This is a genomic window from Oryzibacter oryziterrae, from assembly GCF_021864535.1.
Classification (GTDB): Bacteria; Pseudomonadota; Alphaproteobacteria; order Rhizobiales; family Pleomorphomonadaceae; genus Pleomorphomonas; species Pleomorphomonas oryziterrae.
In genome coordinates, this window is the sequence record NZ_JAKJIC010000004.1 from 65,906 (window position 1) to 86,384 (window position 20,479).

Sequence of the window (20,479 nt, forward strand, 5' to 3'; positions counted from 1 at the left end):
TGAACAGGACAGGGCCGGTGTCTCGTGACACCGGCCCTGTTGCCTTGTGGGCTTTCCCTGGACAGGGTCGATCCTGCCCGGAAGCCGCCTTTGCACTTGACAGGCGGCCTCGTCTGCCCCTTGATGCCGCCAGTTCGAACAAGCCTTGGAAGACCGTCGATGAAGCCGTCAGACCTGCCGCACGAGATCCGCTACACCAAGGGCGACGCCGTCCTGTCGGCTGTGGGCGCCACGCTGCTGATCGTGACGGAAATGCTCGGCGCCGTCTTCGCCTTCGCCTGGGCCTTGAGCGGCCTCCTGGGCCTCGGCGAAACCGCCGACCTCATCTTCATGGCGCTCGCCGGCATTCCCGGCCTGTGGCTGTCCTTCCTGCTGACCAAGCGCGTGCTGCGCGTCGAGGCCAAGCTGCGCGAAGTCAACTTCGACTGATCTGTTGGACAAGCTCCAATGAAAAAAGGCGAGGCCCGAAGGTCTCGCCTTTTGTGTTTCTGGCTTTGCTTGTCTGTCCGGAGACAAGAGTCTCAGTTCGGATCGAGCCAGGCGTAGATCTCGTCCGCCCGGCACCCGCCACCGCAGCCCGAACCGGCGCGGCAGCAGCTTTCGCCCGAAACCAGCTGGCGGACACGGCCCTTGGCCGTCCACTGGCCCAGCACCCCGCGGACCGCATCGGGCGCCGCGTCGAAGTGGATGGACATCTCCGTCAGCGAGGCATTGCGGCGCTCGCGCAGAAAGTCCCTGAGACCGGTCATCGTCAGCATGATCGCCTCCTCATTCCGCCGGCATGACCGACAGGCGGCGAACCTGCGACCGGCCGGCCATCCACATGCCGCCCACCGCTGCCGCGAAGGCGAAGGCACAAATGAGCAGCACCCGCGTGGAGCTGGCCGGGTGATCGGCGAAGGTGGCCGCCTGGTAGAAGGACACCGCCGCCACATAGCCGATGCCGGTGTTCCAGGCCACCGACAGCGCCATCCAGCGCGTGCCGACCTCGTGGCGAATGGCACCGAGAGCGGCCACACAAGGGGTATAGAGCAGGATCAGCAGCATGTAGGCGAAGGCACCGGCTGCGCCGTCGAAGCGGGCGGTCATCTCGCTGAACACCCGGTCGTTGACCGAGAGTTCCTGCGCTGCCGCCGCCGTATCGCCCACATAGCCGACGTTGATGCCGAGCGGGTCGAGCAGGCTGCCGCCAAGCGCCGCCAGATTGGTCGGCACGGTCTCGGCTGCGGCCACGAGCTTGTCGGCGAGCGTCGCCGGGGCTTCGTCGCCCGCCGCACTCGCCGCGCCGCCCGCCTGCTCATAGAGCGCGTTCAGCGTGCCGACGACGGCTTCCTTGGCGAAGATGCCGGTGAACAGGCCCACAGCCGCCGGCCAGTTCTCGTCCTTGAGCCCCATGGGCGCAAAGATCGGGATCAACTGCTGGCTTGCCGCCGACAGCAGCGAGTCCTTGGTATTCTGCCGGCCGAACTGGCCGTCCGTGCCGATGGCCGCAAGGCACGTCAACACCATGACGATGGGAACGATCACCCGACCGGCGTTGAAGATGAATTCGCGCAGGCGCTGCCAGGCCTGGATCAGCACGGTGCGCAGCGTCGGGATGTGATAGGGCGGCAGCTCCAGCACGAAGGGGCTGGCCTCACCGGTCAGCAGGGTCGACTTCAGGATGAAGGCGGTCAGCACGGCGAACAGCAGCCCGATCAGATAGAGGCCGAAGACGATGTTCTGCCCCGTTGCCGGGAAGAAGGCGGCGGCAAATAGCGCGAACACCGGCAGGCGGGCGCCGCAGGACATGAAGGGCGCCATCAGCACGGTCATGATGCGATCGCGCCGGCTTTCCAGCGTCCGCGTCGCCATCACCGCCGGCACGTTGCAGCCGAAGCCGACGATCAGCGGCACGAAGGACTTACCCGGCAGGCCGATGGCGCTCATCGCCCGGTCCATCACGAAGGCCGCGCGCGCCATGTAGCCGGAGTCCTCGAGGAAGGAGAGGAACAGGAACAGGCAGGCGATGATCGGAATGAAGGTCGATACCGTCTGCAGGCCGCTGCCGAGGCCCACCAGCACCGCCTCGACGATCACCGGCGCACCGAGCGCCTGCACGCCGCTGCGCACGCTGTCGACGGCAAGGGCGCCCATTGCCTGGTCGAAGAAGTCGACGAAGGCGCCGCCCACCGAGATGGTGAAAAGGAACATCAGATACATGGCGAACAGGAAGATCGGCACGCCAAGGAAGCGGTTGAGCACCACGGCATCGATGATCTGCGACAGCGAGGCCGACAGGCGCTGCGTATGCTTGCAGCAGTCGGTCATGACCGTGCCGATGAAGCGGTAGCGGCCGTCAGCGATGACGATGTCCGCCTCGTCGCCGGTCTCCGCTTCGATCGTCGCGCGCACCGCGGCGATCTCGGCGTCCAGTTGTCCACCCACCAGCGTCTCGGCGGAGTTGTCGCCCTCGATCAGCTTGAGCGCCACCCAGCGCGGATCGGCGCTGTTGCCGACGATGTCCGCGAGCCTGGGTGCCAGCTGGTCGATGGCCGCCTCGATCACCGGCGCCTGAACCGGCCGGGCCACTGGGGCATGCTTGAGGCGCGCCGCCTTGGCGATCGCCTTCTTGAGCTCCTCGCGGCCCTTGTTGCGGCTGGCCACCATCTCCACCACGGGGCAGTCGAGTGCCTGTGACAGCGCCTGCGCGTCGATCTTCATGCCCGCGGCTTCCGCCATGTCGGTCATGTTGAGCACCACGACCATGGGCACCGCGAGCTCGAGGAGCTGGGTGGTCAGGTAGAGATTGCGTTCGAGATTGGAGGCGTCGATGATGTTGACGACCAGATCGGCCTCGCCCGACAGAATGAAGTCTCGCGCCACCTTTTCGTCTTGCGAGGCAGCGCCGGCATTGCCGATCAGATAGACGCCCGGCAGGTCGACGATGTCCCAGGGCAGGCCGCCGAAGGTATAGCGTCCGACCCGCTTTTCAACCGTCACGCCCGGCCAGTTGCCCACCTTCTGCGTGGAGCCGGTCAGCGCGTTGAACAGGGTGGACTTGCCGCAATTGGGATTGCCGGCAACGGCGATCACGGGGCCGATCCGATCCGCGCCGGTGGGCAGTTCGGTTCCGGTGTTGTCGATGGCACAGCACTCTTTCATCACACACGCTCCAGGACCAGGATCGCCGCTTCGTTCTTGCGCAGGGTCAGGGTGAAATTGCGGACGGAAATTTCGATCGGATCACCCAGCGGCGCCCGGCGGCGCACCGCGAACTCCACACCGGGCGTCAGCCCCATGGCCAGCAGCCGCTGGCGGTAGCCCCGATCTCCGGGGGCAAGGCCCGAGATCCGCGCCCGGTCTCCGGGCTTCAGGGCGTCAATCGACACGGTCATTGTCCTGTCATCCATACGCATGAGTGAGGCTGGCGGCGCTCCGTCGGCCTGGCCCGGCACCCTTGCCGGCAGGATCTGCGGACAAACAGCCCTTCAGACCCCTCGTGGAGATCATGTCATCTCGTCTGTTGCAGCCATGATGCAAATCAATCGCAATTGCAATCAGCATTGATCGCTACGGAAGAACTCGCATGGCTGCCCGCCGACGTCTCTCATCCCGTGGCAAGGCGCATGCCAGACTGAACAGTCAGATGAACGGCAGAGAAAAACGCCAACATTTCAGCTTAACCGATTATACGTCGACGCGTTTATACTGATTAATCGTTAAAGATGAAGCGCAGGCTGGATATCGCCATGTGTAGGAAAAGAAGAATTTGAGGTGATGTTGTTGTATATAAAATATACTGTCCGAAGTGAAAAAATGAAAATGCATCGGTTATATAATCACGAAAAGTAGTGATATGTATAGATATGATGATGGTACGGATATAGCAGTCTGCAGTAAGTCTATGAAATTTCCGGAATTTTGTCGGAAAGTTTGCATGTCGGAGAGCCGACAAATCGGCGCCCCAAAAGAAATAAGTACAATCCCGGTATGATCAGCGTGATTTTTGGCTCTGCAAAAAATGCATAGCAGAGCAAACCTAGCATTTGTACGTAATGCTCGTTTGAGTACTTACGACAAAGGTTGGCTCTCAACTTATATATGCCGGCATAACGCCGCGATCTTCATTGCGGTGCGCAAAGTAAACTTTCTGATCCTTTGATCCCAATCAAGGCAAAACGCCAACCGCAGCCGAAATATAGTTTAGCCTCGCGTGAAACCTGGAGAGTCCTCCGCGTTTCCTCCCGAGGGTCGGATGCAGCAGGACGGATGCAGCAAAATGAGCGCAAAATATCCCGGTTCTCAGACGGTCATCAACGGCAACGGCGCCGTGGCCCATGTCATGGGTCATGTCTGCGGTGGCGTTATTGGCTACCCCATCACCCCGTCCACCGAAATCTCGGAGATCTATGAAGGTTTCCGTGCCGGTGGTGGTTGCAACGTCTGGGGTCGCCACCCCTTCTTCTACGAGCCCGAAGGTGAGCACTCCGCTCAGTCGGGCGCGCTCGGCGCTGCGCTGACGGGCGGCAAGTATGTCTCCAACGCGTCCTCGAGCCAGGGCATCCTCTACGGCATCGAGTCCCATTACGTGACCGTGGGCAAGAAGGTCGGCGGCTTCGTGCTGCAGGTGGCCGCCCGCGTCGTCTCCAAGCATTCGCTGAACGTGATGGCCGGCCATGACGACGTCTACGCCCTCCTGCCGTCCGGTTACACCATTCTGTTCGGCTCCAACCCGCAGGAAGCGGCCGACCTTGCCGCCATCTCCTATCGCGTCAGCGCCCTGTCGCTGGTGCCGGTTGCCAATGCCATGGACGGCTTTGCCACCAGCCACATGCTGAGCGAAGCCTATATGCCCGAACCGGCGATGCTGAAGGAATATCTCGGCGATCCCTCGGGCCGCATCAAGTGCCCCACCGTTGCCCAGGAAATCCTGTTCGGTGCCAAGGGCCGCGCCCATCAGCTGCGCCAGTGGCTCACCCGCAGCCGCGGAGAGTTCGTCGCGGCCGACTTTGCCGCCCTCAAGACCTATGTGGACGAGAACGGCGACGCTGTCGAAGCCGACAACGAAGGCAAGCTGGTCGAAGAGACCGCCAAGTGGGTGCCCGAGAAGCTGCGCGCCCAGTGGAAGCGCCAGTGGCTCAATGCCTGGGAGAAGGGCACTCGCCAGCTCGTCCCGGCCTTCGTCGACATCAACAATCCCGGCCTGACCGGCGGCGTGCAGAACCAGCCCGACTTCCAGTCCGGCGCTGCCGACCATCGCACCCACTTCGTTGCCGACGTGCCCCGCTTCGTCAAGCAGGCCATGGATGAGTATGCTGCCCTCACCGGCCGCAGCTACAAGCCCGTCGTCACCTATCGCTGCGAGGACGCCGAAGCCGTTCTCGTCGGCCTCGGTTCGGTTACCGAGGACGTCGAAGCCGTCGTTGACTACCTGCGCTCGCAGGGTCGCAAGGTCGGCTCCATCTCCGTCAAGCTGCTGCAGCCCTTCCCGGAAGCCGAGCTTGTCGAAGCCCTCAAGGGCAAGCGCGCCGTTACGGTGCTCGAACGCTCCGACCAGACCGCGCTGACCAGCTTCGTCACCCAGGCCCTGTTCAAGGCCCGCGAGAACGCCGACGGCGGCCGTCACGAAGGCATCCCGGCCATCGACAAGCTGCCGCAGATCACCACCGCCATCTTCGGCCTTGGTGGTCATGACCTGCAGTCGCGTCACCTGGTCGCCGCCTTCGACAACATGGACAAGGCCAAGAGCGCGCCCTTCGTCTATCTCGGCTCGCAGTTCTTCTCCAAGGCGCCCAACGCCCGTATCGCCGAGCTGCAGGCCAAGATGAAGGCCGCCTATCCGCAGACCGAGTTCATGGCGCTGGAAACCGGCGAGAACCCGCAGCTGCTGCCCAAGGGCGCCTTCCGCATCCGCTTCCACTCGGTCGGCGGCTACGGCACCATCGCCACCGGCAAGCTGCTCACCGACATCCTCGCCGGCGTGCTCGGCCTCTACTCCAAGGCCGCACCCAAATACGGCTCGGAAAAGAGCGGTGCGCCCACCAACTACTACATCACCCTGTCTCCGGAGCCGGTGAAGATCACCAATGCCGAGATCGAGGATGTGGAAATCGTCATCTCGCCTGACCACAAGGTCTTTGCCCACACCAACCCGCTGCGCGGTCTGGTCAAGGGCGGCACCTTCATCATGCAGACGGCGCTGTCGCCGCTCGAAGTCTGGCAGGACCTGCCCGCTGCGGCCCGCAAGCTGATCCGCGATCGCGACATCAACTTCTATGTCATCGACGCCTTCAACGTGGCACGCCGCCACGCCCCGACGCCGGAGCTGGAAACCCGCATGATGGGCATCGCCTTCATCGGCGCGCTCTGCGGCAAGGAGTCCCGCATCACCGACGGTGCCGAAGCCGACGCCATCCTGACCAAGGTGCGCCAGCAGATCACCAAGAAGTTCGGCGGCAAGGGCGACGCCATCGTCGAAGGCAACATGGCGGTGATCCGCGATGGCCTCGAGGCGACGGTTCCCGTTCCCTATGGCGATCCGGAATATCTCGACGCCGAGAGCAACATCGTTGCCCTGCCCAAGCGCTCGGTCGCCATCTCGGCCTCCATGTGCAAGGCCGGCGCCACCTCCTCGCCCACGGGCCTGTTCGACGCCGAATACTATAATGACGTCGTCGCCCAGCCCTTCAAGGACGGCACCATCGGCGAGTCGCCGGTTCTGCCGGGCACGGGTCTGTTCATGCCGGCCGGTAGCGCTGCCATGAAGGACAAGGGCCTGTTCCGTCGCAAGGTCCCGGTGTTCGACGCCGACAAGTGCACGGCCTGCCTTGAATGCACGCTGGTCTGCCCCGACGCCGCCCTGCCGAGCACGGTTCACGAGATTTCCGATCTGGTCACCACCGCGCTGCGCCAAGTCGACCTGACCGAAGCCCGCCGCTCGGCCATCGAAGCCAAGGTTCCGGCCCTCGACGAAGCCATCCGCACCGCCCTGCGCAAGCCGGGCAAGTCGGCGCCCTTCCATGAGCTCTTCACGGAAGCCGCCAAGTCGGTGGCCGCTGACGATGCCGCCCTGTCGCTCGATCTTGCCAAGGTCGGCGAAGCCCTCGCGGTCTTCCCCGTCGCCAAGACCCGTCTGTTCTTCGACCAGATGGAAAAGGCCAAGCCCGGCAACGGCGGCCTCTACTCGGTCGGCGTGGACCCGTGGAAGTGCTCGGGCTGCCTCGAATGCACCACCGTCTGCGGTGCCGGTGCCCTCGGCCAGCGCGAACAGGACGACGAACTGCTCAACATGCTGCAGGCCCGTTTCGAGTTCCTGTCGCTGACGCCGAACACCGCTGCGCGCTTCACCGAGGCCAACAGCCCGGCCAACGCCAAGCGCCTCATCCTCGATCGTGACAACTACTATGCCACGACCGGTGGCCACGGCGCCTGCCGCGGCTGCGGCGAAGTCACGGCGATCCGCCTGCTGATGGCGTCCAACCACGCCATCCACGGCAAGCGCCGCAAGGAGGAAATCACTGCCATCGAGGATCTTGTCGCCAAGCTGAACGACAAGCTGGTCGCAGTGGCTGCCGAGCCGGCCCGCAAGGCCCGCGTCGCCGCCGCGATTGTCCGCCTCGAAAAGCGCCTCTACAATCTCGAAAGCGGCCCGACGGGTGAAGGCCCGGCCTCGGCGGTCATCGCCAACGCCACCGGCTGTTCGTCGGTCTACTCCTCCACCTTCCCCTACACCCAGTATCGCGATCCCTGGGTCAACAGCCTGTTCCAGGACAATCCCGCTGTTGCCAAGGGCATCTTCGAAGGTCTGGCCTCTGACGCCGTGGAAGACTTCAAGGCTTACCGCATTGCCGAGCTGGAACTCGCCGATGCCTACGAGCCCAAGGAACACGACGCCTACTTCCGCACCTTCAACTGGGAGCAGTTCACCGACGACGAGCTCAAACGCATGCCGACGGTGATCTCCATGGGCGGCGACGGTGCGACCTACGACATCGGCTTCGGTGCCGTGTCGCGTCTGCTGTCCACCCACACCCCGGTCAAGGTGGTGGTGCTGAACACCGGTGCCTATTCCAACACCGGTGGCCAGGCCTCGACCTCGAGCCTCACCGGTCAGGACAGCGATCTGGCCCGCGTCGGTTCGGCTCACTCGGGCAAGGGCGACGACCGCAAGGAACTCGGCCTCATCGCCTCCTTCCATCCCAAGGTGATGGTCGTGCAGACCTCCACCGCCATGCAGGGCCACTTCCTGAAGAATGTCATGGCCGCGCTTGCGCACAACTCGTCGCCGGCCGTCATCGACATCTACACGCCTTGCCAGGGTGAACAGGGCATCGGCGACTCCGTGTCGAGCGAGCATTCGCGCCTCGCGGTCGAAAGCCGCACCAGCCCGCTCTTCGTGCATGACCCCGAACGCGGCACCACGCTGCGCCAGTGGTTCTCGCTCGATGGCAACCCGGATGTGGATCAGGACTGGACCACGCTGACGCTCGAATATGACGACGCCAATGGCGAGGCCCAGGAGCTCGAAGTGCCGCTTACCCCGGCCTACTTCGCCCACCAAGAAGGTCGCTTCAAGAAGCAGTTCCAGGCCAAGCCGCTGGCTGATGGCGTGGAGGGCGTCCCCATCGACGAGTATATCGACCTGCCGGCCGACCAGCGCGAGGGCAAGGTGCCCTTCGTCTTCGAAGTGAAGAAGCGCAAGCTGGTTCGCTACGAGGTGGCTCCGGCCATCGTCCGGCTCGTCGAGGAGCGTCGTCGCTACTGGCGCACCCTGCAGTATCTGGCCGGTATCGAAGTCGACAAGCTCGACGAAGAGCATCGCGTCGAGATCGAAGCCCTGCAGACCCGCTATGAAGAGGCCGTGACCGAGCGTGACGACTTCGCCCATCAGGTCGAAACCCTGCGCGAAGGCTCTGGCATCCCGGACGGAGCCGCTGCCGCACCGCAGCGCTGAAGCCTGGCGGAATCAGGACCGGGCGTCCAGCCTCAAGGCTGTCGCTTGGTTCTCCTGAGACAAGAGGAAGGAGCGGCCCAGCCGCTCCTTCTTGCATTTTGGGGATGTGTCACTGCAGGAGAAAGTTGCTTTCTGGCGCACCTGCAAGTTTTGAAATGAATAGCGGCGCAAATGATTGGGGGAGGTCCTCCAAGCATATCGAGGCTTGGCTGGGTTCTGACTGGAAGTAGAGCGTGTAATCTGGATAGACCTCTCCAAGAGAGGCATATACCACTGTAATTGTCATTGCGAAAAGAAATATACTAAAGCATATGAAAAAGAAGATACTTCAGAAATATTCTATTGTACAAAAGGTATTAGTCATAATACCTACAGTAAGTAATGATTATATATTCATTAACGATATGAAATTATCACATGCGTATGTAATGTGGCACTAGGCTTGGTGTACTCAGGGAATATACTGATTTATTGCCTGGTATTTTCTGAAATGCGCACAGCCAAACTGCTGCATCCGGGGCTCCGTTCACGGACAGGAATCATGCTTCGTCTCCTCAGCAGTCTATCGACACGCATTTACGCGATTGTTGTCTTCTCGATCGTCGGTCTCGCGGTTTTCTCTGCCTATGGCCTCAACCAGATCTCCGAGCAGATCCGGGAAGCCCGGCGCGGTGAACTCGCCGCTGTCGTCGATAGCGTGGCCGCGGTCTACACCGCACAGGCCGATCGGGTCTCGCGCGGCGAACTGGAAGCCGGTACGGCCCTTGATACGGCGAACCGCCTTGTTTCGGTGATGAAGTTCAACAATGGCACCGACTACCCCTACGTCTTCGAGGACAGCGGTTCCACCATTTCCCATCCCAATGCCGACTACGTTGGCAACAGCAAGATCTATGGCACCAAGTCTGCCGATGGTCGCTACATCTTCCGCGAGATGATCGACCTTGCCAAACGTGAGACGCAGGCGGTCTACAGCTACGACTGGCCCCGCACCCCCGGGATGCCTCCTGTCGCCAAGATGGCCGTCGTTCGTCATGTTCCGGGTTTTGGCGGGCTGGTGATCGGCGCCGCGACCTTCGTCGATGACATCGAGGGTCTCGTCCGCGCCGAAGCCGTGCGCTACCTCAGTCTTGCGGGGCTGTTCCTCCTTGTGGGCAGCGTCTTTGCCTTCCTCATTGCCCGCTCCCTGACCAAGCCGCTCTGCCGCTTCCAGAAGACGCTCGTCGCGCTTGGACATGGCGACTATGCCGTTGAGGTCGACACGACCATGCGCGGCGAACTTGGCCAGATGGCCGCCAGCCTGCGCAAGCTGCGCGATGGCTTGTCCGCCGGCGTGACCGAGCGCCTGGCCGCCGAGCGCCAGCGCGAGGAGTTCGAGCGGCAGATCGTTGCCAATCGTCTCGCCATTGCCGCCGACTTCGAGCGGACCATCGGCGAACTCGCCACTTCCTTCAACACCTCCTCCGATACCTTGCTCAAGTCGTCGAAGCAGTTGAGCGGTGTTGCGGAAACCGGCGTCTCCACGGCCAACACCGTTTCCGGCGCCGCTGACGAAGCTTCGCGCAATGTGGAGAATGTTGCGGCCGCCGCCGAGCAGTTGGCTTTCTCGGTCGAGGAAATCTCGAAGCAGGTGTCCGAGTCCAACTCGGTGGTCACCGTCGCCGCTGCAGAAGCCGAGCGGACCGAGCGCGACATTCACGCCCTCTCGGACTCGGCCCAGAAGATTGGCGAAGTGGTCGAATTGATCAATTCCATCGCCGAGCAGACCAATCTGCTGGCCCTCAATGCCACCATCGAGGCAGCCCGCGCTGGCGAAGCTGGACGCGGCTTTGCGGTGGTTGCCTCGGAGGTCAAGCAACTGGCGTCCCAGACCGCCAAGGCCACCGAAGACATCGCCACCAAGGTTGGTGACATCCAAAAGGCGACGCGCGAGACGGTGCAGTCCATCGGCAAGATCGTTGGTACCATCGAGTCGATCCGGCATATTTCCGCGACCATCGCCAGCGCCGTCGAGGAGCAGAGCGTCACCACGCAGGAAATCGCGTCCAACACCAAGCTTGCCGCCGAAGGCTCGCAGCTTGTCACCGAGAACATTCATTCTCTCGGCAAGAATGTGGAGACCACGGGCGAAGCCTCGCATGCTCTCGAAGAGCTGTCGGGCACCCTGTCCAAGAAGTCCGCCACCCTCAGTCGGGAAGTCGCCGGCTTTGTCGCCACCTTGCGGTCCGCAAGCTGACCGACCAGTCCCAAGACGCTGAAAGCCAAAAGACCGCCGGCAGTCATGCCTGGCGGTCTTTTCGTTGATCTGTCTGCTGCAAGCGCCCTTGTGCCTTGATGAGCCGGCGCGCGATTTGCTGAAGCGAACTCAGTGAGCTGCACGGCTCCGCGCCAGGGCCTTGGCGTGGACCGGGGCGTTGGCCGGGGCATGCTCCGCTGCCACCGAGCCGTGGCGAACCATCATGGAGGCGAGCGCGGCGAACTGGAACACGGTCACCGAGATGCCGGCCATCACCAGTGCGGACATCATGCTGTGGTCACCGGAGGCGAGCTGAAGCGCGGCGGTCGCAAGTGCGAGGGTTGCCGTCGACAGAAGCAGCCCGAACATGCCGAGGCGCAGGCCGAGCGTGAAACCCAGAACACCGGAAAAGGCCGCGATCATCATCATGTACCGTCATCCCCGTAAGTGCCTGCCAGAAGGGCTCGTCGCCCTGGCCGAAGCGGATGTCTGGGTGCCGGGACAAGCCACAGGAGACGTTGGCTCCAACCGCGCGGTATCTGCCCCTCACCGACAGATCAGACACTGGCATGGCCGCAGTTACGTTTCGCATAAGGAACTGCGTAAACTTTTAGATATGTCGCACTTCCACTGATAAGCGCGAAAAAACAAGGGCCGGAGCATCCGCTCCGGCCCTGCCAGCTGTATCGGAATGCGGCTGCGAACTAGACCATGTGGTCGCGCACGGCGGCAAACAGCAGTGCGGAAATGCCCCAGAAGATCATGGTGCCGAAGAGGAACAGCAGGCTGTTCACCAGCCGCCGCGGCAGCACCGCATCCTGCGGCAGGCTCGGCTCCACGAAGGTTGCCAGATAGCGCTGGTCACGTCCGGCCTCAGCCCTCGAGATCTCGAGCGAGGATAGAGCCGAGACATAGGCTTTCTGGGCGAACTCTTCCTCTGTCATGAGAGCCTGGTAGGTGGAAAGCTGCTTGCTGATGCCTTCGGAGGGCGTAGCCGTTCCGGCCGCACCGTCGCTGATGCCGAACCGCTTCCGCCGCTCTGCGATCTGCGACTTGAGAATATCGATCTTGGACTGCAGGAACTGCCGCGACGGAGCATCCGGCCCCACGAACTTGTCGAGCTGCGCCATTTCCGACTGGGCCGTCAGAAGTTCCTTGTCGAGACCCAGCATCAACTCCTGATGTGCGGCGGCCGTGGCGCTCGGATCAATGGTCTCCTCGGTCGTGCGGAACTGAGCCAGCGCCTCGCGGGCCTTCTTGAGGCGGGCCTCCATGATACCCACCTGTTTCTGGGCGAACACCACGGTATCGTTACGGGCCTGCTCGGAGATGCGGTTGACGAGGTCGCGGCTTTCCTTGACCACGGCCTGTGCAATAGCGATCGAGTCCTGCGGAGTGAACGCGCGAACCTGCACAGCCATGATGCCACTGTAATGGTCGAACTGGGCCGTGACCATTTTCTTCCAGTAGTCCACAAAGCGCTCGACCGGTTCGTCCTTTGCAAAGGTCGCGAGGAAATCGCCCTTCCCAGGCGCATAGATCGCACGGAGATCGACATCCTTGGCGATGCGCTCCACCATTTCGCGTGAGCCGATGAAGTCCTGCAGAATGTAGGAGTCCGCAGTGGTCGATCCGCCGCCGCCGCCCGTTAGAAAGCCGAGCACATCGGCTGCGCCACCTTTTTCTTGGCCTCGAACAGCAAAGCGGGCTTCCGCCACAAACTGGTCGGAAGCGATGAAGAAGAAATAGATGCTTGCAAGCAAGGTTGGCAGAATCACCATGACAAAAAGCGACAACAAAACAGCACGGCGCCGCTGACGCTTGGCCTGCTTGATCGCCTTCTGCACGCTGACATCGGTTTTGGGAAGCTGTGGAACCGCCGCGGGCTTGGCCGGAGCGGGCTTCTGTGGCGCCGAGCTCGGCACAGCTTGCAGGATCGGCTTCGGCTTTGCCTCGACGGGCGGCGCGGCAGGCTTAGCCGCGGCTTCGGCGGTCTTCACGTCCAGCTTCGTCTCCGTCGTCATATCGTTCCCACCCTTGTGTTCAACCAACCCAGCCCAAGACTCGTAGTGCCGCCAACCATCAAACGCTTCAAGCTTAGAAGACCGAGTCGCATCATTCCATCATTTTATTGTAAAGGAAGATTGCCTCATCAAGATCATCATAGAATGTCAGGTGGCCATCATTGAGAATGGCGCCCATGTCACAATATTCTCGGATGGTTCCTTCCGAATGTGAGACCATGATGATGTCCGACCGTCTACGGCGTTCGCTGAAGGCCTCAAGGCATTTGGCCTTGAACCGCTTGTCGCCCACGGCGGTGATCTCGTCGATCAGATAACAGTCAAAATCGATTGCCATTGACAGGCCAAAATTCAGCTTCGCCTTCATGCCGGAAGAATAATTTTGCGCACGCTCAAAGAAATAGTCGCCAAGCTCGGAAAAATCCTGCACGAAACTCGTTACATGAATTGGATCGACGTTGTAGAGGCGCGAGACGAACATGCAGGCATCATGGCCTGTCATTGTCCCTGATATGGCGCCACCAAAGCCGATTGGCCAGGAGATCTTTCCATCTCGCTCGATGGTGCCGAAGTCCGGATCCTCAGCTCCGGAGATCATGCGGATCAGCGTGGACTTGCCGGCACCATTGTGTCCGAGCACGCCGACACTACGGCCGCGTTCGAACTCTGCATTGAGCCCGCGCAGGATCCAGCGGTCGTTGCCGCGCGCCTGATACCTTTTTACGACGTTGCGGAAGCGGATCATAGCTTGCTGAGCACCTTTCCGCGCAACACGCGCTCAAGCAGGAGAGCAAAAAGCAGCAGGGCGGCACTCGTCCAGACGGGCACTCTCATATCAACGAACTGACTTTCGAAGTCTGGATACCAAGCACTTCTGATCTCTTCGGCGGTATGCAACAATGGCTGAAAATAGAGGGCCTGCTGAATTTCCGGAGGCATGTCTCTCGCAAGAAAGAACAGTCCGGCCGTGAAGAAATTAATGCGAACGGCTACAGTAAATATATTGTTCCAAGTTTTGTATAATGAGGATACCACGCTGTTGATAACGCCGAACGAAAACCCACTGATGATGGCACAGCTCATTGGCAGAAAGAAGCGGATGGGATCTTTTGGCGGGGGCACATGTCCGAGGATCACGAAGATGAGCATCAATGCCGAAAAGACGATCAGGTTGATCGCGACCTCTACAACCATCTTGCTGATGTAGAGGTCAAGTACTTTGATCCGCGGGAAGGACAAAAGGCCCTTGTTGCCAGACACAGCATTGCGCACGCTTCCCTCAATCGCCGAGAACAGATTGAGGTTCAACAGCCCGAGCGTCACGAAGGGGGCGAAATCACCCGTGAGTTCCGATGTTCGCTCGCCTCTTACGGCCGCCATCGCAACCGAGACCACGAAGATGTAGGCCACCGGCTGCGAGAAGGCCCAGAAGAAGCCGAGCTTGCGGTCCCCGTATTGGGCGCGCAGTTCGCGCAATACGATCGCCCAGATCGCACTGCCGAAGCGATTGAATGACAACGCCATCGATATTGCCATTACCGGCCTCGTTCAGGTCCCACAACATTCGTGTGTGCGCCGCAGATTGAATCCAAATTGCGGCGCAAATCCAGTCGAAAATGCGATGGAAGACATAGTAGCCCACAACGTTGCGCTGTAGCGCTCCAACTGTCGGATCTGCCTGTCCCGTGTCATCCTGCCGCCGCGATCAGCGCCATCGCTTCGCGCGGGTCAAGCCGCCCGTCGTAGAGGGCGCGGCCGCTGATGGCGCCATCGAGCACGCGGGCTTCTGGCGCCAGCATGGCGCGGATGTCCGCGATGGACGCGAGGCCACCTGAGGCGATCACCGGGATCGACACCGCCTCGGCCAACGCCAGCGTCGCTGGCATGTTCAGGCCCTTCAGTACTCCGTCGCGGTCGATGTCGGTGTAGACGATGGCCGCCACGCCCGCATCCTCGAACTTGCGCGCCATGTCGATGACGCCGAGCTCGGACGCTTCCGCCCAGCCCTCCACCGCCACCTTGCCGCCGCGCGCGTCGATGCCGACGACGATGCGGCCGGGGAAGGCCCTGGCCGCTTCGCGCACCAGATCCGGATTGCGCAGCGCCACCGTGCCGAGGATCACCCGGGCGATGCCCTTGTCGAGCCAGTTCGTGATGGCCGCCATGTCGCGGATGCCGCCGCCGAGCTGCACCTTCATGGCCGGAGACACGGCCGCAAGGATCGCTTCCACCGCGGTGCCATTGACGCTGCGCCCTTCGAAGGCGCCGTTGAGGTCCACTACGTGCAGCCAGGGAAAGCCAAGCGCTGCGAAGTCGCGCGCCTGAGCCGCCGGGTCGGCGTTGTAGACGGTTGCCTGGTCCATGTCGCCGAGCTTGAGGCGCACGCACTGGCCGTCCTTCAGGTCGATCGCGGGATAGAGGATCATGGACGCCACCTCAGGAAATTGCCGATCAGCCCGAGACCGAGCGTCTGGCTCTTCTCGGGGTGGAACTGTGTGCCCACCATGTTGTCGCGCGCGATCATGGCCGTGACGGCGCCGCCATAGTCGGTGGTTGCGAGGAGATGTGCCGGATCGGCGCATTCCAGGTGATAGCTGTGCACGAAATAGGCGTGCAGTCCGTCGCGTCCGGTCTTGAGGCCGGCGAGCAGCGGATGGTCGCCGCGCACATCCAGCGTGTTCCAGCCCATGTGCGGGATCTTCAGCGCCGGATCGCTCGGCGTGATCACGCGGACATCGCCGCCGATCCAGTCGAGCCCGCGCGTCACCGCCTTCTCATGGCCGAAGGTGGACATCAGCTGCATGCCGACGCAGATGCCGAGGAATGGCCGCCCGCCGGCGATCACGACCTCCTCAAGCGCTTCCACCATACCCGTGACGGCATCAAGACCGGCGCGGCAGTCCGCATAGGCGCCAACGCCCGGCAGCAGGACATGATCGGCGGCGCGAACCTGGTCCGGATCGGCAGTGACCAGCACCTCGCCGGCGTATCCGCTCTCCCGCGCCGCCCGCTCGAAGGCCTTGGCGGCGGAGCGCAGGTTGCCCGAACCATAGTCGATGATTGCGACGGTCATGGCCGATCTCCGTTGAAGGGAAACATTCCGATCACCTCGCGTTGGCCGTGGGTGGGCGCCGGGCGCGGCGGGAATGTAGCGGCGCGTACCGGTGTCGCTGGCTGCGGCTGTCGGTCGAGCCAGTCACCGAGGAACCGCCGCTCGGCCGCATCAAGGTCGCCGCCCTCGACAATGCCCGCAAGGGTCCACCCCCGCTGAAGCAGCGTCCAGCCGCGCAGGCTCGCCGCTTCCAGGGCGCCCCACAGCGCAAAGAGGACGCCGAGCACGCTGCCGGTGGCCGGCGAGGTCACAAGTTCGATGCCCTGCAGCACGGCAATCACCAGCAGCCAGCCGCAGAAGACAAGCCACAGACGGTGCCAGAGCAGATAGGCCCAGGGAACCACCAGCGCGGCGAACGAAAAGCCGTCCTTGACGAAGACGAGACGCTCGCCGTCGGCAGGGGCGGACGAGCCAGCCGGAGGCGCGTAGACCGAGTAGATCGCCATCGGGTCCTCCTCAGGGCATCGATCCGGAACCAGGCGGCGGTCTCGCCGAAGCAATCGATGCAGTTTCAGAAAACGGCAGGTCCAGCCGAAGCGGCGCGGGGCGGCTCTGGCTCAGCCCTCAAGCACGCCCTTGGTGGACGGCACCCGCCCGGCCTGCGCCGTGTCGATGGAGACGGCGATCCGAAGCGCGCGCGCCAGTGCCTTGAAGCAGCTCTCGGCGATATGGTGATCGTTGCTGCCATAGAGCGTCTCCACATGCAGCGTCAGGCCCGACTGCATGGCAAAGGCGCGGAACCACTCCTCCACCAGCTGCGTGTCGAAGCTGCCGATCTTCGGCGTGTGGAACTGGGTACGGAACACCAGGAACGGCCGGCCGGAAATGTCGAGCGCGCAGCGCGTAAGCGCTTCGTCCATCGGCAGGTGCACGTCCGCATAGCGGGTGATGCCGCGCTTGTCGCCCAGCGCCTGGCGGAAGCACTGGCCGATGGCAATGCCCACATCCTCCACCGTGTGGTGGTCGTCGATATGCAGGTCGCCCTTGGCTTTCACGGTCAGATCGATCAGCCCGTGGCGGGCGATCTGGGTCAGCATGTGGTCGAAGAAGCCAACGCCGGTCGAAATATCGGAAAGACCGGTCCCGTCCAGGTCGAGGCTGACGGAAATTTCGGTCTCGTTGGTCTTGCGCGAAAGGCTGGCCGTGCGCATGCGCCCTTGGGCTCCCGATGCTTGAAAGTCTCAAGGGGCTTCTAGCAGGGCCAGCCGGCGAAGGAAACAGGAAGAATGCGTCATTCGCCTGTGTCTGCAACCTGAGCAAGCTCGTTGGCAGCCCACGCGCCCGCCTCCCGCACGAGCGGATCGGGATCCCCGGCCAGCCGCTCCGCCGATGGCAGCAGCGCTCGATCTGCGGAGTTGCCGATGGCGATCGCCACATTGCGCAGGAAGCGCGCCCGCCCGATGCGCTTGACCGGCGACCCCGAGAATAGCGCCCGGAAGGCCGCATCGTCGAGCAGCGCCAGTTCGGCAAGCGGCGGCGCCAGAAGATCGGGCCGCGCCTTCAGCTTCATTTCGCGGGCGCTTTGCGCGAACTTGTTCCACGGGCAGGCGGCCAGACAATCGTCGCAGCCGTAGATGCGATTGCCGATGGCACGCCGGAACGCGTCCGGGATCGGTCCGTCATGCTCGATGGTGAGATAGGAGATGCAGCGCCGCGCGTCGATCTGGTAGGGCGCCGGAAAGGCTTGGGTCGGGCAGGCATCTAGACAGGCCCGGCACGAGCCGCAGTGGTCTCTTTCCGGTTCGTCGGCTTCAAGCTCGGCCTGGGTCAGGATGACGCCGAGAAACAGCCACGAGCCGTGCTGGCGCGACACGAGATTGGTATGCTTGCCCTGCCAGCCGAGCCCGGCGCGTGCCGCCAGCGGCTTTTCCATCAGCGGCGCCGTGTCGACGAACACCTTCACCTCGGCTCCGGTATCGCGGGCAATCACGCCGGCCACGTCCTTGAGCCGCCCCTTGAGCACGTCGTGATAGTCGCGATGCCGGGCGTAGACCGAGATGTTGCCCACTTCGGGTCGTGTGAGATTGGCAAGCGTGTCGCCCTCGGGACCGTAATTCATGGCGAGCACGACGGCCGAGCGCGCGTCGGGCCACATGGCCTTGGGATGGACGCGCCGCTCCAGCGTCTCTTCCATCCACCCCATCTCGCCGTGTCGGCCGAGTTCCACGAACTGCCTGAGGCGCAGCCCGTTGTCGTCGAGTCCGGCGAGCCCGGTCACCCCGACGGCGTCAAAGCCGAGATCCGCGGCGCGCCGGCGGAAGGAGGAGCTATCCGTCCGGGGCGCCACGGTCGCGCCCTCAGAAGTCGAGGTTGGCGTAGATGGGCGCCGCCGGCAGGCCCGGAACGCGGTCGGACAGCAGCTGCCGGAAGGCCGGACGCGACTTGACGCGCGCATACCAATGCTTGGCGTTGATGTCCTCGTCCCAGGGCACTTCGGCGAGATAGTCGATCACCGAAAGCTCCGCCGCCGCCGCCAGATCGGCAAAGCTCATGCGCTCGCCGCTCACCCAGTTGCGCGAACCGGCCAGCCAGCCGATGTAATGCAGGTGATGCTTGATGTTGATGCGCGCCACGCGCAGCACCTGGTTGTCGGGCGAACCGCCGCCGAGGGACGCCGGCATTTCCAGCTTGAGAATCTTCTCATGCGCGAAATACTGCGTCACTTCCTCGTGCAGCTTGTGCGAAAACCAGTCGATCAGCCGGCGCATCTCGGCGCGCGCTTCCGGGTGATTCGGCATCAGCCGGTGTTCGCCGAGCGAATAGCCACGCGTCTCGTCCACATATTCCATGATCGGGCCGACGCCGACGATCGGCGGGCCGTCGTTCTCGACCAGGACGGGCACGGTGCCCGCCGGATTGAGCGCCAGGAACTCGGGGCGGCGCTCCCAATCGCGCTCCTGCACCAGCTCCACCTTGGCTTCATGTTCGGCAAGCATCAGGCGGATGAAACGCGATCCGGCGGAAAAGGGGTGGTGATACAGCTTCAGCATGGACGACCTGACACAAAACGAATCACCCGGCCCGGGCATGTCATCGATCTATACGGATCGGGATCCGCGCGGGCTGGCGTAATCTGGGGCAACCGCTCAGGAAATGGCGTTGCAATCCTGGGGGACGCTCGGCTAAGTCCAAGGCGTGACCGACCCGGTGCGACGGTTTTTGCGCCTGACGCACATCAGTCATGATTTGGCCTGCATATAGAGCCAATGGCGGCGGTGAACAAACGGTTTCCAAGCGGGACGATTTTGCCCGCTTTCACAGAATTGGACCAGAAAGCAGCTTCTATGGACATGATGGACTTGCTCAACGCTCTCCTGCTCGGCGTCATCGAGGGGATCACGGAGTTTCTGCCCATTTCCAGCACCGGGCATCTGATCATCGCCGAGCAGTGGCTCGGGCAGCGGTCCGACACCTTCAACATCGTCATTCAGGCTGGCGCGATCCTGGCCGTCACCATCATCTACTGGCAGCGGCTGCTCGGCCTCCTGCTCGGCTGGCGTGATCCGGCCAACCGCGCCTATGCCGCCAAGCTCATCGTTGCCTTCCTGGTCACCGCCGTTCTCGGCCTCATCGCCAAGAAGCTCGGTTTCAAGCTGCCGGAGACCGTGACGCCCATCGCCTGGGCGCTGGTGATCGGCGGCGTCTGGATGATCGCCGCCGAACGTCTGGCCGCCCGCCTGCCGCGCGGCACCGAGGTCAGCTGGCTTGCCGCCATTGTGGTGGGCGTGGCGCAGGTGGTGGCCGGCATTTTCCCCGGCACCTCCCGTTCGGCCTCCACCATCTTCTCGGCCATGCTGGTGGGCACCAACAACCGCGCCGCGGCGACCGAGTTCGCCTTCCTCGTCGGCATTCCCACCATGTACGCCGCCAGTGCCGTTGAACTCCTCGGCACCATCAAGGACGGCACGGCCATGCAGGAAGACTGGCTGGCGCTGATCGTCGCCTTCCTGGCCTCCACCATCACCGCCTTCGTTGCCGTGAAGTGGCTGCTCGGCTACATCCAGTCGCACCGCTTCACCCTGTTCGCCATCTACCGTCTGATCTTCGGCGCCATCCTGCTCGGTGCCGTTGCCGCCGGCTGGCTCGCCTGATCGGCGTCACCTGAGGGTACGAACGACGACGGCCTCCCCGATCGGGCGATCGGGGAGGTCGTTTTGCATCGTTGCGAGGCT

General features: G+C 62.8%; 17 protein-coding genes. 4 read left to right on the plus strand and 13 right to left on the minus strand.

The window, feature by feature from the left end:
• Positions 1 to 159: 159 nt before the first annotated feature.
• Complete coding sequence (locus L2I41_RS06140; RefSeq protein ID WP_237152643.1) at positions 160 to 429, plus strand: hypothetical protein; 270 nt, start codon at positions 160 to 162, stop codon at positions 427 to 429.
• Between the two features lie 92 nt (positions 430 to 521).
• On the opposite strand, the gene L2I41_RS06145 is transcribed toward L2I41_RS06140, so the two are convergent.
• From L2I41_RS06145 to L2I41_RS06155, 3 genes are read right to left on the minus strand one after another with little or no spacing between them, the layout of a single operon-like run.
• Positions 522 to 758 carry a FeoC-like transcriptional regulator gene (locus L2I41_RS06145; protein WP_237152644.1) on the minus strand — a complete coding sequence of 79 codons (237 nt, stop codon included), beginning with the start codon at positions 756 to 758 and terminating at the stop codon, positions 522 to 524.
• 10 nt (positions 759 to 768) lie between these two features.
• Entirely contained in the window at positions 769 to 3,144 is a 2,376-nt protein-coding gene (gene feoB / locus L2I41_RS06150) for a Fe(2+) transporter permease subunit FeoB (protein WP_237152645.1), read from the minus strand.
• Entirely contained in the window at positions 3,144 to 3,377 is a 234-nt protein-coding gene (locus L2I41_RS06155; RefSeq protein WP_237152646.1) for a FeoA family protein, read from the minus strand. The genes feoB and L2I41_RS06155 overlap by 1 nt, the downstream gene beginning before the upstream one ends.
• A gap of 884 nt (positions 3,378 to 4,261) precedes the next feature.
• Here L2I41_RS06155 and L2I41_RS06160 point away from each other — a divergent pair.
• Together L2I41_RS06160 and L2I41_RS06165 are read left to right on the plus strand one after the other, a co-directional pair.
• Positions 4,262 to 8,935 carry a 2-oxoacid:acceptor oxidoreductase family protein gene (locus tag L2I41_RS06160; RefSeq protein WP_237152647.1) on the plus strand — a complete coding sequence of 1,558 codons (4,674 nt, stop codon included), beginning with the start codon at positions 4,262 to 4,264 and terminating at the stop codon, positions 8,933 to 8,935.
• 541 nt (positions 8,936 to 9,476) lie between these two features.
• The gene (locus tag L2I41_RS06165; protein WP_237152648.1) at positions 9,477 to 11,171 is read left to right on the plus strand and encodes a methyl-accepting chemotaxis protein; all 1,695 of its coding nucleotides are present in this window, start codon (positions 9,477 to 9,479) and stop codon (positions 11,169 to 11,171) included.
• A gap of 129 nt (positions 11,172 to 11,300) precedes the next feature.
• Here the strand turns inward: L2I41_RS06165 and L2I41_RS06170 are convergent, their stop codons facing one another.
• The 10 genes from L2I41_RS06170 to L2I41_RS06215 form a co-directional block, all read right to left on the minus strand.
• Entirely contained in the window at positions 11,301 to 11,600 is a 300-nt protein-coding gene (locus L2I41_RS06170; protein WP_237152649.1) for a hypothetical protein, read from the minus strand.
• A 275-nt stretch (positions 11,601 to 11,875) separates the two neighbouring features.
• Positions 11,876 to 13,195, minus strand: a complete 1,320-nt coding sequence (locus L2I41_RS06175) for a KpsE/RkpR family capsule polysaccharide export protein (protein WP_237152650.1) — start codon at positions 13,193 to 13,195, stop codon at positions 11,876 to 11,878.
• 91 nt (positions 13,196 to 13,286) lie between these two features.
• Complete coding sequence (locus tag L2I41_RS06180) at positions 13,287 to 13,940, minus strand: ABC transporter ATP-binding protein (protein WP_237152651.1); 654 nt, start codon at positions 13,938 to 13,940, stop codon at positions 13,287 to 13,289.
• Positions 13,937 to 14,731: an ABC transporter permease gene (locus L2I41_RS06185; protein WP_237152652.1), complete on the minus strand. Its 795-nt coding sequence runs from the start codon at positions 14,729 to 14,731 to the stop codon at positions 13,937 to 13,939. Before L2I41_RS06185 ends, L2I41_RS06180 begins: the two co-directional genes overlap by 4 nt.
• Positions 14,732 to 14,883: 152 nt before the next feature.
• The gene (gene hisA, locus L2I41_RS06190; RefSeq protein ID WP_237152653.1) at positions 14,884 to 15,621 is read right to left on the minus strand and encodes a 1-(5-phosphoribosyl)-5-[(5-phosphoribosylamino)methylideneamino]imidazole-4-carboxamide isomerase; all 738 of its coding nucleotides are present in this window, start codon (positions 15,619 to 15,621) and stop codon (positions 14,884 to 14,886) included.
• Positions 15,618 to 16,268 carry an imidazole glycerol phosphate synthase subunit HisH gene (gene hisH, locus L2I41_RS06195; RefSeq protein ID WP_237152654.1) on the minus strand — a complete coding sequence of 217 codons (651 nt, stop codon included), beginning with the start codon at positions 16,266 to 16,268 and terminating at the stop codon, positions 15,618 to 15,620. Before hisH ends, hisA begins: the two co-directional genes overlap by 4 nt.
• Positions 16,265 to 16,753, minus strand: coding sequence for a DUF2628 domain-containing protein (locus tag L2I41_RS06200; protein WP_237152655.1), 489 nt, complete (start codon positions 16,751 to 16,753; stop codon positions 16,265 to 16,267). The genes hisH and L2I41_RS06200 overlap by 4 nt, the downstream gene beginning before the upstream one ends.
• A 111-nt stretch (positions 16,754 to 16,864) precedes the next feature.
• Positions 16,865 to 17,458, minus strand: a complete 594-nt coding sequence (gene hisB / locus L2I41_RS06205) for an imidazoleglycerol-phosphate dehydratase HisB (protein ID WP_237152656.1) — start codon at positions 17,456 to 17,458, stop codon at positions 16,865 to 16,867.
• Between the two features lie 80 nt (positions 17,459 to 17,538).
• On the minus strand, positions 17,539 to 18,594 hold the full coding sequence (gene queG, locus L2I41_RS06210) for a tRNA epoxyqueuosine(34) reductase QueG (RefSeq protein ID WP_237152657.1): 1,056 nt from the start codon (positions 18,592 to 18,594) through the stop codon (positions 17,539 to 17,541).
• Between the two features lie 10 nt (positions 18,595 to 18,604).
• Positions 18,605 to 19,297 carry a glutathione S-transferase family protein gene (locus L2I41_RS06215; protein WP_237152658.1) on the minus strand — a complete coding sequence of 231 codons (693 nt, stop codon included), beginning with the start codon at positions 19,295 to 19,297 and terminating at the stop codon, positions 18,605 to 18,607.
• Between the two features lie 303 nt (positions 19,298 to 19,600).
• On the opposite strand from L2I41_RS06215, the gene L2I41_RS06220 reads away from it, so the two are divergent.
• Positions 19,601 to 20,398: an undecaprenyl-diphosphate phosphatase gene (locus L2I41_RS06220; protein WP_237152796.1), complete on the plus strand. Its 798-nt coding sequence runs from the start codon at positions 19,601 to 19,603 to the stop codon at positions 20,396 to 20,398.
• Positions 20,399 to 20,479 lie beyond the last annotated feature (81 nt).